The organism is Cupriavidus sp. FW305-F7 (genome assembly GCF_058782875.1).
In genome coordinates this window covers 253,073-265,939 of record NZ_JBYSYC010000004.1, presented here as the reverse complement: position 1 = coordinate 265,939, position 12,867 = coordinate 253,073, and the positions used below count along the sequence as shown (strand labels likewise).

Genomic DNA, 12,867 nt, shown 5'->3' with positions numbered 1-12,867 from the left:
CGGCTGCCCTGGTGCGTGGCCGGGATCAGCCGGCCTGGTGGGGCAGCCCGCGGGCCTCTTCCATTTTCCGGTAGACCGTATTGCGCGAGATCCCCAGCGCCTTGGCCGCCGCAGAGATATTCCCGTTGTGCGCCTTGACCGTGGCGACAATGGCCATGGCCTCGACATCGGCCAGCCGCGTGGGCTGCGCGCCCGGCAGCATATGGGCCGCGGGCACCGCCGCATGCCCCTGGCGCTCGCGCAGGTCATCGAGGAAGTCGTCGGGCAGGTGGTCTTCGGTGATCTCGGCTTCGCCTTCAGCCATCAGCCGCGCGGTGCGCAGCAGGTTGCACAGCTGGCGGATATTGCCCGGCCAGTGGTAGCGGCGGAACATCTCCATCACCGACTCGCGGATGCGGGGCGGCTCGCCGGGTTGCACACCCGCCTGCTCCTGGCGCAGCAGCCTGGCGGCCACCGCGTCGAGGTCGCCGCGCTCGCGCAGGGCCGGCAGCCGCACCACCAGCCCGTTGAGGCGGTAGTAGAGGTCTTCGCGGAACTGGCCGTTGGCGACCAGATCACGCAGGTTGCGGTTGGTGGCGCACACCACCGAGACGTCGACATGGATGACCTTGCTGCTGCCCAGCGGCGACACCGCGCGTTCCTGCAGCGCGCGCAGCAGCCGTCCTTGCAGATGCAGCGGCATGTCGCCGATCTCGTCCAGGAACAGCGTGCCGCCGTTGGCCAGCAGCATCTTGCCGATGCCGCCCTTCTTGCGGGCGCCGGTGAAGGCGCCTTCTTCATAGCCGAACAGCTCGGACTCGATCAGGTTTTCCGGGATGGAGGCGCAGTTCACGGCAATGAACGGCCCGGCATGGCGCGGGCTGTCGGCGTGGATGGCGCGCGCCATCAGTTCCTTGCCGGTGCCGGTCTCGCCCAGCACCATCACCGGAATATCCTTGCCGATGACCTTGCGCAGCTTGCCGATGACCGCGCGGATCTGCGCGTCGCCCGTGTCCAGGTCGTCCAGCCCGGGCGAGCGGGCCGGGCCTGCGGCCAGGCTGCGCGGTGCGGCGGCCGTGCCGGGCGGGGCTGCGTGGCCGGCATCGGTGTTGCCTGGCAGCGATGCGGCGGGTGACTTCCATTCGACCCGGGCGCTGACCTTGACGCCGCTGGGCAGGTGCAGCTGGACGATGCCCGCATGGGCCGCGCGCACCGCGTCGAACAGCTGCGACATCGACAGCCCGAACAGCGAGGAAAAGGTGTGCGCATGCAGGGCGCCATTGGACAGGCCAAGCTGGAACTGCCCGCTGCGGTTGGCTGACAGGAAACGCCCGCCGGGCGTGAAGGAGACAATGCCCTCCACCAGCGTGCCCAGGAACTCCGCGCGCGAATGGAAGCGGATGCACACCATGTCGCGGAAGGCGTTGCCGAACAGCTGGTTCTCGATCATCTGCGCCGACATCCGCACCAGCGCCATGGTGTGCTTGTGGAAACCGCGCTGGTCGCCGGTCACATCCAGCGCCCCCACGGTCTTGCCGTAAGGGTCGAGGATGGTCATGCACGAGCAGGTCAGGAACTGGTTGGCCTCCAGGAAGTGGTCGGCGCCGTGTACCAGCGTGGCCCGGTTCTCGGCCAGGGCCGTGCCGATGGCGTTGGTGCCGCGGCGCGCTTCCGACCACTCCGCGCCCGGGCGCAGCGCGACCTGGTTGGCCCGGGCCAGAAAGTCGTCATCGCCCATCGAGTGCAGGATCAGGCCATCGGCGTCGGTCAGGATGACCATGCTCTGCGTATTCACGATCTGGTCGTAGAGCGTTTCCATCACCGGCAGCGCATAGGCGAACAGTGACTGGCTACGCTCGATCCGCGTTTTCAGCTCGCTCTGCAGCACCGGGCAGAAGTCGGGCGATTCATAGGGACGCAGGCCATAGGACTCGGAACGCTGGTGGGCCTGGGCAATCAGTTCGTCGCGCTCGGGCTGCCTCGTGTCACCCGGGGCGCCCGCCGCGGGGCGGGCCGGTTCCGGCTGGAAGGTCATTTCTCTGTCTCCTGTGGAAAGTCCGCCCGCGATCTTTGCGCGGGTCGCTGTCGGCGCCTTCGCCAGGCGCATGGTCGACAGTGTTGCGTCATGAAGCAAAACACTTGCCAGGGTGTGGCAATCCGGGACACCCGTGCCGCGATGCTGCGTTGCACAGAGCGATGGCGGCGCGGCGAAGCCTGCCTGCAGGCGCCTCCGGGCCGGGTCCGGCTGGCTGGTATGGCTCTTGCGGAAATGGGGCAAACCACCAAGACCCATCCACTGTAGGAGACATCCATGAAAACGCAGCGCCGCCTGCTTGCCTTGCTCGCGCTTTGCGGGTCCCTGACCGCTGTCCCGGCCGGCTCTGTGCTGGCCCATGGCGACGTAACGCCCCAGGCCGTCGATACCAAAGCGTTACCACAACTGGGCGACGAATGGCGCCCGGACAATCCCTACCGCAGCGGCGATGCGCACAAGGAGGCGCTGCGCATCGGCACCTCGGCCTATAACCAGAACTGCGCGCGCTGCCATGGCCTGGAAGCGGTGTCAGGGGGCATCGCGCCGGACCTGCGCAAGCTTGACGGCGACTGCGTCTCACTGGCGGATGCAAAGAAGAAAGAGGCGTGCATGAGCGAGATCTCGCAGTTCTACACCACCACCGTGCGCAAGGGCCGCACGCGCGACGGCCGCGTGTACATGCCGCCGTTCGACGGCGTGCTGAGCCAGGAGGCGGTGTGGGCCATCAAGACCTACCTGGAGTCGCGCCGCGAGTGAGGGGCGGCTGCGCCGGCAGCCCTTCCCGTTGTCCAGCCCCGGCCCGCAGTGCCGGGTCAACGCATCTTCCAGGAGCCATCCCATGCCTGCCAGCCCTGTCCGCGGCCCTAGGCTTTCCGTGTCCCCCATGCCGGCGGCGCCGGCCGGCGCCGTGCGCTGGCTGTGCGGCGCCTTGCTGGCTGCCGCCGCGCTCGTCTGCGCGCAACCGGCCCAGGCCGACCTGGCCAGGATCCGCCAGGCCGGCACCCTCAAGGTGGCGGTCTACAAAGGCTTGCCGCCGTTCTCCGCGATCGCGGGCAGCCAGGTCGCGGGCATCGATGTGGCCCTGGCCAGGGCACTGGGCAAGGAGCTGGGCCTGTCGGTGGCGCTGATGCCGTTCGATGCGGATGAAAACATGGCTGACGACTTGCGTGCCATGGTCTGGCGCGGCCATTACCTTGGCTACGGGCCAGCCGACGTGATGCTGCACGTGCCGGTCGACCGCGCCTTCATGCGCGAGAACGACAAGGCGCTGATCTTCGCGCCGTATTACCGCGAGACCTTCGTGCTGGTGCAGGACCGCGAGCGCGTGCCGGCGGTGCGCGGCCTGGAAGACCTGGCCGGGCAGCCGACTGGCGCCGCAGCCGGTTCGGCCGGGGCCAATGCGCTGCTGTCCGGCGCGGGCGGCGCCTTGCGCGACAAGGTCAGGATCTACCCCGAAGCCGACGCGGCATTGCGCGCGCTGTTTTCCGGCGAGATCGTGGCGGCGATGGTGACGCGCGCCCAATACGAGAGCGCGCTCAAGGCCGCGGGGCAATCCGGGGCGCGCTTTGCCGCGACGGAACCCAGCGCGCCGCTGCTGCCGCAGCGCGGGTGGGCCGTCGGCTTGGCGGTCAAGGCAGACGAGCGGGAACTGGCCGAAGCGCTGGAAAAGGCGTTGAGCGCGCTGCGCAGCAATGGCGAGCTGGCGCGCATCTTTGCCGGCTATGGGGTGTCGATGCAGGCGCCGTGAGGGTGGCTGGCGGGCGCCTCACCTGGCCGGCCTGCCGGCCCGCGCAAGCGGCAGCGTCTGCAGTCGCTCGGCAACGACATTGCGGATGGCCTGCGGCGCGCCCAGGTCGTCCAGCATGCGCGGCCAGTTGGCATGCGCCAGCGCGACGGCTTCCCTGACGGCGGCGGTCGCAATGCGCCGCGGGACGCCGGCCTTTTCCGCGATGGTCTCATACGTTGCCAGGGTTTCTTCACGCTGCCGCTTGTCGATGGCAACGTTCTGGCCATAGGTCGCAAAGCCGGGAAGGGCGGCCACGCAGACGATGTCATACGCCGGTGACAGTTCTGGCAAGACCCCGTTGTGATAGGTTACCGAGAAGTTCTTCAGGTGCGCATCGCTGTTGCCGATCAGCGTGTTGACCGCCTGGCGGAGGAAGAACTGCCGGGCATGCTCGACCCCGCTCGGACTCAGGCGATACAGGGTGGCAACGAGCTGAATGTAGCTCTCGATGCCGGCGTACTTCTTCGCTGGCATCCTGCCCAGCATCTGGCAGCCATCTTCGGCGTGCACACGTCCGGCCGGAGTGCGGTCAAACCTGTCCACCGCAAGGTAGTGCAGGTTTTCGCCCAACGATTCAACCAGTCCCTCGACCTCGATGGTCGAGACTGGCAGCACTCTCGTCGGCGCAACATGGACGCCGGCGGCGGCCGCGAGCTGCATCGAGATCGATTCGTTGAATACCTGCGAATCATCGTTCCGGGCAGGAAGCTTGGCGATGATGTCGGACAGCCTGCCTTTGGCTGGCAGCGTGTAGCGCTTGTTCTGCAGCACTGTCGACAGGGCCAGCTTGTTCTGCACGCCGGACACCGAGGCCGCGCCCTGCGTGGCGCCCTCCACCACGGCAATTTCCAGGTTGTCCGCGCCGCCGGTCACGCCATACGTCCGCGCATACTCCGGCAAGGCGCCGATGTCCGCCGGCACGATGACGACGGCCCCGGGGAGATCATTTCCGGCCGATGCCAGGATGCCGAAATCGTCCTTGTCATCGGGATTGCTCCGCGTTGCCTCGAGCCGCTTGCGCAGTTCGCCCTCGGGCAGCAGGCCGGCAAAGTAGGGCGGCAGTTCATGGCCCGTGCTGTAGACGGCAGGATGAAAGGGGTTGTCCAGCACCTCGGCGGTGGCCTTGCGGCCGGCCTCCGTCGGGACGCTGATCGACAGGCTCAGCGTGGGGCGGCGCGTGTCGCCCCGGAAGGCTTCGGATGGCACGAACCGGACATTGCCGCTCGCCTCGCACAGGTAGCCGCATAGCTGGTCGTACAGCCGGACCTCAAGAAAGCGCGGATGCAGTTCGTAGCTCATTCCTGGTCCAGGAAGATGTCGACCGCGCTGCGGGCACTGCGGTCGGGCCCGCTGCCTTTGCCTTCGAGGACTTGCCTGACTTCCTGTGCCCGCTCGTTGGGCACCAGGACCCATTCCGCATCCAGCGCGGCCGCCAGGGCTTCGAGGGTCGATGCGCGGCTGTCCTTCTTCCCCAGCAGGATCGCCGACAGGTTCTGGCTTGCCATGCCCAGCACCCGCCCGAGATCGGTCAGGGTCTTGCCTCTCGCTTTACGCATGTCGCGGCACTGGGAAACTAATGACATAACATTATTTCGCTGATGTATGCATGTCTTAGTATGATACATCGGCGCGCCGATAGCCAGGCACATATCATTCGATAGTAGATATATTTTAGAAAATTAATGCTATAGAATTATTTTTTCTATTGCGGACCGCCGCCCGGGATGAAACCGGCTGGGGAGCACATGAAGACGGGCCGCCGCCCGCCCGTCTCACTTCCCCGGTGTCCCCCAGGCCACCCCTCGCCGCTACCCCTTGCGCTGGCACCAGATACTGTATAAATATACAGTTATCGTAAACATACTAGTTCCTCGCCGCCCCGGCGAGCGACGCCAACTCCACATGACTGCGCAATCGCACGCAGCCCCGCCCATGGCGGCGGAGGGCCTTCTTTTCCCTGCGCCGGCGCTCCCGGAGCCTGCCCCGTCTGCCCCGGCCTCGCGCCAGCAGGCGCTGTCGGTGCTCGAGCAGCGTTATCCCGGGCTGTGGCGGGCCGGCCAGCTGGGCCGTGCCGGCGGTGCAGCGGTATGCCCGACCGGATATGACGCGCTGTCGGCGGAGCTGCCCGGCGGCGGCTGGCCGGCGGGCGGGCTGACGGAACTGCTGACGGCGCAGGGTGGCGCGGGCGAGCTGCGCCTGCTGCTGCCGGCGCTGCGCGCGCTGGCCGGGGCGGGGCGCCGCATCGCGCTGGTGGCGCCGCCTTACCTGCCCAATGCGATGGGGCTGGCCGCGGCCGGGCTGCCGGCGCGCCAGCTTTACTGGATGCGCCCCCCGGCCGGCGCCGGCAAGGTCGCGCAACAGGCCGACATGCTGTGGGCGGCCGAGCAGGTGCTGCGCAGCCAGGCCTTTGGCGGCGTGCTGGTCTGGCTGCCCGCGGCCCGCCCCGAGGCGCTGCGCCGCCTGCAGGTGCTGGCGCAGACCGGCGACGCGGTGGCATGGGCGCTGCGCCCGGCCACGGCGCTGCGCGAGTCGTCGCCGGCGGTGCTGCGGCTGCTGCTGGCGCCGCTGCCCGGCAATGTGCTGTCGATCACCTTCCACAAGCGGCGCGGGCCGGTGCGGGACACGCCGCTGCTGCTGCGCCTGGACGGGATGGCAGCGGCCACGCGCGCAGCCGCCTGGCCTGTCCCGGCAGGAGCACCTGCCTTGTCTGAATCGTCTTCTCCATCTTCTTCCGATGTCGTACTGGATCGCGGTGCACCTGCCGCGCCTGCCCCTGGACGCCCTGCAGCCCAACTGGCCTGAGCTGGCGCCCGCCGTGAGCCCGCCTGCCGCCACCGCCACGCTGCACCATGCGCTGCCGGTGGCGGTGATGGCGCGCGAGCAGGTGGTGCTGGCCAACGGCCCGGCGATGCAGCTCGGCGTGCGCTACGGCATGCGCCGCGGCGGCGTGCAGGCGCTGTCGGCCGACATCGTGCAGCTGGAGCGCGACCTGGCCGCGGAAGCTTCGTTGATGGAGGCGGTGGCGCTGGCGCTGCTGCATTTCACGCCGGGCGTGACCGTCGACGAGGAACCGGAGTCGGCCACGGTGATGCTGGATGTCACCGCCAGCCTGCGCCTGTTTGGCGGCCACCGCGCGCTGTGCCGCGCGGTGCGCGCCTGCGTGCGCCAGCTTGGCACCTTTGCCCAGGTGGGCTCCGGTCCGACCGCGCACGGTGCCGCGTGGCTGGCGCGCCAGCCGCTGCGGCGCACGCGGCGCGGCGTGGTGCGGCCCGGGCGCCGCGCGGTGGGCATGGCGCGCCTGCACCGGCTGCTGGACCGCCTGCCGGTGGAGGCGCTGCACACGCTGGCCGATCCGGCCTGGCTGGACGGCATCGGCTGCCGCACGCTGGGCGAGGTGCGGCGCCTGCCGCGCGCGGGCCTGACGCGCCGGCTGGGCCCGGCGCTGCTGGCGCGGCTGGACCAGGCCTATGGCGACACGCCGGCGCGCTTTGTCTGGTTTGTGGCACCGCCCGCGTTTGCGCAGCGCATGGACCTGCCGGGACGCATCGAATCCGCTGAGGGTGTGCTGACCGGCGCGCAGCGCCTGCTGCTGGCGCTGGCGGGCTGGCTGGCAGTGCAGCAGGCCGGCGTCACGCGCTGCGTGCTGGTGCTGGAGCATGAGCGCTACCGGCGCGGCGTGGACACCGACGGCACCGAGGTGCCGGTGGGCCTGGCCCAGCCCAGCCGCGACCCCGCGCACCTGTCGCGGCTGCTGCGCGAGAAGCTCGACAAGCTCAATTTCCACGCCCCGGTGACTGGCCTGGCGCTGCGCGTGGAGGCGATGGCCGCATGCGTGCCGCAAAGCGATGCGCTGTTCCCCGAGCCCGGCGGCACGCCGGAAGACCTGGGCCGCCTGCTCGATACGCTGATGGCGCGGCTGGGCCGCGACAACGTGCTGCAGCCGCGGCCGCTGGCCGACCACCGGCCCGAGCGCGCCAACCGCTGGTGCCCGGTCGACGAGCCCGGCGGCAACAAGGCCGCCAGCCTGCCGGGCCCGCAGCCGGAGCGCCCGCTGTGGCTGCTGCCGCAACCGTTGCCGCTGCCGGTGCAGCGCCACCGGCCCTGCCACGGCGGCCCGCTGGCGCTGCTGAGCCGCCCTGAGCGCATCGAGGCCGGCTGGTGGGACGGCGCGCTGGCCACGCGCGACTACTTTATCGCCGAGCGCGCCGACGGCCTGCGCTGCTGGATCTTCCGCGAGCGCCCGGGCCATGCGGCGCAGGACGATGGCGGCGAGTACCGCTGGTTCCTGCATGGGTTGTTCGCATGAGCGCGCTGTCCTTGCCTGCCTCGTTGCCGGGTTTGCTGCCGGCGTTGCCGGATTACGTGGAGCTGCACTGCATCTCCAACTTCACCTTCCTGACCGGCGCCTCGCACCCGGGCGAGCTGATCGAGCGCGCCTTCCGCCTGGGCTACAGCGGGCTGGCGCTGACCGATGAATGCTCGGTGGCCGGCACCGCGCGCGCGCACGATGCCATCGAGACCTTGCGCAAGCGCCTGCACGATGCGGTGGCGCGCAGCGCGGCACGCGGGGAGGAGGGCGTGGATGAGCCGCTGCTGGACAATGACGAAGAGCCTGACGCCGGCGATGACGATCCCCATGCCCACGCCAGCCGCCACCAACGGCTGCAGGCGCTGGCCCGCGCTGCCGATGCCTTCGCGTTGCTGATCGGCAGCCGCTTCAGCCTGACCCCGGCCGATGGTTCGGCGCGCCCACCGCTGCGGCTGGTGCTGATTGCCCAGCACCGCGAGGGCTTTGGCAACCTGAGCGAGCTGATCACGCTGGGCCGGCGGCGCGCGCAGAAGGGCACCTACCGGCTGCATCCCGAGGACCTGGCCGCGCCTGCCGCTGACGAAGCGCACCTGCGCGGCATGCCCGGCTGCGTGGCGCTGCTGCTGCCCGACTATTGCGCCGATCCTGAACTGCTGCGCGAGCAGTCCGAGTGGTGCCGCGCGGTCTTCGGCGAACGCGCCTGGATCGCGCTGGAGCAGTTGCAGGGCCATGCCGATGCACTGCATCGCGCGCGTCTGGAAGCAGTATCGGCACAGACCGGCGTGCCGCTGGCGGCGGCCGGCGCGGTCACTATGCATGTGCGTTCGCGCAAGCCGCTGTCCGATGTGCTGGCCGCGATCCGGCTGGGCCAGCCGCTGGCCGAATGCGGCATGGCGCTGGCGCCCAATGCCGAGCAGCACCTGCGCATGCGCCAGGTGCTGTCGCGCCTGTACCCGCGCGAGACGCTGGCGCAGACGCTGAAGATTGCCGAGTCCTGCGATTTCTCGCTGGGGATGCTGCGCTATGAATACCCCGAGGAACTGGTGCCGGCCGGCGAGACGCCGATCTCCTACCTGCGCAAGGAGGTCGCGCGCGGCAAACTGGAGCGCTTTCCCAACGGCCTGAAGCCGGAGTGGGAGACACAGCTGGAAGAAGAACTGCAGCTGATCGAGGAAAAGCATTACGAACCCTTCTTCCTCACCGTGCACGACATCGTGCGCTTTGCGCGCGGGGAGGGCATCCTGTGCCAGGGGCGCGGCTCGGCCGCCAATTCGCTGGTGTGCTTCTGCCTGTATGTGACCGAGGTCAGCCCCGAGCAGGCCAACCTGCTGTTCGGCCGCTTCCTGTCGCGCGAGCGCGATGAGCCGCCCGACATCGACGTGGACTTCGAGCACCAGCGGCGCGAAGAGGTGATCCAGTACATCTACAAGAAATACGGCCGCCACCGCGCCGCGCTGGCCGCGTCGCTGATCACCTACCGCTCGCGCAGCGCACTGCGCGACGTGGGCCGCGCGCTGGGCATCGATGCCAGCGTGGTGGAGCAGGTGGTCAAGGGCCAGGCCTGGTGGGACGGCGGCCGCGGCTTTGTCGAGAAGATCGCCCGCTATGGGCTCGATCCCGAATCGCCGGCGGTGCAGCAGTGGGCCAGCCTGACCGCGCAACTGCGTGGCTTTCCGCGCCACCTGTCGCAGCATGTGGGCGGTTTCGTGATCGCGCGGCACAAGCTGTCGCGGCTGGTGCCGATCGAGAACGCGGCCATGGCCGACCGCAGCGTGATCCAGTGGGACAAGGACGACCTGGAGTCGCTGGGCCTGCTCAAGGTCGATGTGCTGGCGCTGGGCATGCTGTCGGCGATCCGGCGCGCGCTGCAGATGATCCCCAACCCGGACCCGGCGCGAGCGGGGCTGCCGGCGCGCATGGAAGACATCCCCAAGGAAGACCCGGACACCTACGACATGATCTGCAAGGCCGAGACCATCGGCGTGTTCCAGATCGAGTCGCGCGCGCAGCAATCGATGCTGCCGCGGCTGCAGCCGCGCAAGTACTACGACCTGGTGGTGGAAGTCGCCATCGTGCGGCCCGGCCCGATCCAGGGCGGCATGGTGCATCCCTACCTGAAGCGGCGCGAGGCCTTCCGCCGCACCGGCAAGCCGCCCACTTACTTCAACCCGGTCATCGAAAAGGTATTGGGCCGCACGCTGGGCGTGCCGATCTTCCAGGAGCAGGTGATGCAGCTGGCCATCGACGCGGCCGGTTTTTCACCAGGGCAGGCCGACCAGCTGCGCCGATCGATGGCGGCCTGGCGGCGGCGCGGCGACCTGCGCCAGCACCAGGACGCGCTGGTGCGCGCGCTGACCGGCAACGGCTACCCGGAATCCTTCGCGCTGGCGATCTGCAAGCAGATCGAGGGGTTTGGCGAGTATGGCTTCCCCGAGAGCCACGCGGCCAGCTTCGCCAAGCTGGTCTATGTCAGCGCCTGGCTCAAGTGCCATCATCCGGCCGCCTTCCTGTGCGCGCTGCTGAACAGCCAGCCGATGGGGTTCTATTCGCCGTCGCAACTGGTGCAGGACGCCAGCCGCAATGGCGTGCAGGTGCTGCCGGTGGATGTCACCCTCAGCCACTGGGACAGCACGCTGGAGCCGGTGGAGGCCGATGTCGCCGACGCGCAGGCCCGCACCAGGCCGCAGCATCCGCGCGTGCGCCTGGGCCTGGGCCGCGTCAAGGGCATGCGTGAAGCGGCCGCGCTGCGCATCGAGGCCGCGCGCGCCCAGCGTCCGTTCGACAGCGTCGAAGACCTGGCGCTGCGCGCCGGCCTGGACCGGCACGACATCGACGTGCTGGCCGCCGCCGACGCTCTGGCACCGCTGGCCGGCAACCGCCGCCAAGCCCGCTGGCAGGCCCGCGCCGCCGCCGCGCATGCCGCGCACCGCGACCTGCTGTACGAAGCGCCGCCCGCCGAAGCCGCGCTGGCGCTACCCGCGCCCCGGCTCGGCGAAGACGTGACGGCGGACTATGCCAGCCTGGGCCTGTCGCTCAAGTCGCACCCGCTGGCGTTGCTGCGGCACAAGCTGGCGGCCATGCGCTTTGCCACTGCCAGCCAGCTCGCGCGCTGCGCCAACGGCCGCCGCGTGCGCGCCTGCGGCATCGTCACCGTGCGCCAGCGCCCATCCACGGCCAGCGGCACCATCTTCGCCACCATCGAGGACGAGACCGGCTCCGTCAACCTGATCCTGTGGCCCGACCTGGTCGAGCGCCAGCGCAAGGAGGTGCTGGGCGCCACGCTGCTGGGCGTGGTCGGCACCTGGCAGCGCCAGGGCGACGTGCGCCACCTGGTGGCCAAGGAACTGGTGGATCTAAGCCCGATGCTGGGGCGGTTGATGGTGGGGAGCCGGGATTTTCATTGAGACGGACAGCGGACCGGATGCAACACTCTGCATGGAAGCCGGGCGCTCGCGACCAGTTCTGTGGCAGGGGCAACGGAAAACGGTACCGTCAACGCAAACAGTTATCATCGTGCCGTGCCTTGCCGGTTTCATCCGGAACACTGAATTCACCATACACTTTTGCAGGTCGATTGATGCCGATTCCGTTTTGCCACCCTGGCTTCGCGCCCTACCGTCAGTCCGTGGGCGGGCGGGGCCCATGGTAAAGGGCCGCCGCGGCGCGGGCGTAGCGCAGAGCCGGCAATCATCGTCGCAGGCGTCATCGGCCAGAACGGAGGCCGCGCAGACCGCCGAGCCAGCACCGCCGTCGGCCACCACGTCGGCGATGCTCGCGCGCATTCACAGCATGCGGGACTCGCTGGGGCCGGCCGGGCAGCGCATTGCCGATTTCGTGACCCGGTATCCGCAGACCGTGATCCATATGTCGGTCAGCGAAGTGGCCGAGCGCACCAGTGCGAGCGAGGGCAGCGTGGTCGGTTTCTGCAAGAGCCTGGGCGCGACGGGCTTCCAGCAACTGAAGATCCTGCTGGCGCAGGAACTGGTGCAGGGGGTCCAGATCATCCACGAAGACCTCGAGCCCGGCGACACCTGCCCGGCGGTCATGCGCAAGATCTTCCAGAGCAACGTCCAGACGCTGCATGACACCAGCGCCGTGCTCGACGTGGCCGCGATCGAGCGCGCGGTCGCATTGCTCAGGGCGGCCGAACGCATCGAGATTTATGGCATTGGCAGCGCGGCGCCGATCGCCGAGGATGCGCAGTACCGCATGCTGCGGATCGGGCTCAACGTGAAGGCGGTCGTGGATTCGCATATCCAGGCCATCAGCGCATCGCTCGCGGGCCCCAGGGTTGCCACGCTGACCATCTCGCATTCGGGCAGCACGCACGAAACCGTGACGGCCACGCGGCTGGCCCGGGAGAGCGGTGCCAGCACCATCTGCATCACCAATTTCGGCAAGTCGCCGATCCAGGCCTTCGCCGACGTCGTGCTGTTCACGATGGCGCGCGAGACCCGCTTCCGGACCGAGGCGATGACCAGCCGCCTGGCGCAACTGGCGATCATCGATGTGCTGATCGCCTGCCTCGCGCTTACCGACTACGACACCTCCGTCGAAACGCTGCGGCGTACGTTCGACGTCCTGTCGCTCAAGCGATATTGAGCCCCAGCCGGCCCGCGCCGGCATCCTGACATTCTCCTGCCGCAGTTGTCGTCCAGCCTTGCTCCCGTCAGTGGCGGGAGCGGGTGCTGTTCCACGTCCAAGGAATGAGGATAATTCAAATGTGCAAACAAATGAATTGAGCAATATTCATTTGTA

9 protein-coding genes are annotated in these 12,867 nt (G+C 69.0%); 6 read left to right on the top strand and 3 right to left on the bottom strand.

Annotation, left to right across the window (positions count from 1 at the left end; all coding sequences use genetic code 11):
• Positions 1–25: 25 nt before the first annotated feature.
• A complete protein-coding gene (locus tag AC3WL8_RS06055; RefSeq protein ID WP_013952692.1) occupies positions 26–2,014 on the bottom strand; it encodes a sigma-54-dependent Fis family transcriptional regulator in 1,989 nt (662 codons plus the stop codon).
• Between the two features lie 276 nt (positions 2,015–2,290).
• Between AC3WL8_RS06055 and pedF the strand changes: the two genes are divergently transcribed.
• Complete coding sequence (pedF, locus tag AC3WL8_RS06050) at positions 2,291–2,770, top strand: cytochrome c-550 PedF (RefSeq protein WP_492378002.1); 480 nt, start codon at positions 2,291–2,293, stop codon at positions 2,768–2,770.
• A gap of 82 nt (positions 2,771–2,852) precedes the next feature.
• Positions 2,853–3,761, top strand: a complete 909-nt coding sequence (locus tag AC3WL8_RS06045; protein ID WP_013952694.1) for a substrate-binding periplasmic protein — start codon at positions 2,853–2,855, stop codon at positions 3,759–3,761.
• Between the two features lie 18 nt (positions 3,762–3,779).
• Here the strand turns inward: AC3WL8_RS06045 and AC3WL8_RS06040 are convergent, their stop codons facing one another.
• Complete coding sequence (locus tag AC3WL8_RS06040; protein ID WP_211981176.1) at positions 3,780–5,099, bottom strand: type II toxin-antitoxin system HipA family toxin; 1,320 nt, start codon at positions 5,097–5,099, stop codon at positions 3,780–3,782.
• Complete coding sequence (locus AC3WL8_RS06035) at positions 5,096–5,356, bottom strand: helix-turn-helix domain-containing protein (protein WP_013952696.1); 261 nt, start codon at positions 5,354–5,356, stop codon at positions 5,096–5,098. The genes AC3WL8_RS06040 and AC3WL8_RS06035 overlap by 4 nt, the downstream gene beginning before the upstream one ends.
• 346 nt (positions 5,357–5,702) lie before the next feature.
• On the opposite strand from AC3WL8_RS06035, the gene imuA reads away from it, so the two are divergent.
• The 4 genes from imuA to AC3WL8_RS06015 all read left to right on the top strand — a co-directional run bounded on the left by imuA (position 5,703) and on the right by AC3WL8_RS06015 (position 12,711).
• Positions 5,703–6,602 carry a translesion DNA synthesis-associated protein ImuA gene (imuA, locus tag AC3WL8_RS06030; RefSeq protein ID WP_249221274.1) on the top strand — a complete coding sequence of 300 codons (900 nt, stop codon included), beginning with the start codon at positions 5,703–5,705 and terminating at the stop codon, positions 6,600–6,602.
• Positions 6,535–8,106 carry a Y-family DNA polymerase gene (locus AC3WL8_RS06025; RefSeq protein WP_013952698.1) on the top strand — a complete coding sequence of 524 codons (1,572 nt, stop codon included), beginning with the start codon at positions 6,535–6,537 and terminating at the stop codon, positions 8,104–8,106. The genes imuA and AC3WL8_RS06025 overlap by 68 nt, the downstream gene beginning before the upstream one ends.
• Positions 8,103–11,513, top strand: a complete 3,411-nt coding sequence (locus AC3WL8_RS06020) for an error-prone DNA polymerase (RefSeq protein ID WP_211981178.1) — start codon at positions 8,103–8,105, stop codon at positions 11,511–11,513. The genes AC3WL8_RS06025 and AC3WL8_RS06020 overlap by 4 nt, the downstream gene beginning before the upstream one ends.
• A gap of 238 nt (positions 11,514–11,751) precedes the next feature.
• The gene (locus AC3WL8_RS06015; RefSeq protein WP_249221275.1) at positions 11,752–12,711 is read left to right on the top strand and encodes a MurR/RpiR family transcriptional regulator; all 960 of its coding nucleotides are present in this window, start codon (positions 11,752–11,754) and stop codon (positions 12,709–12,711) included.
• Positions 12,712–12,867: the final 156 nt, after the last annotated feature.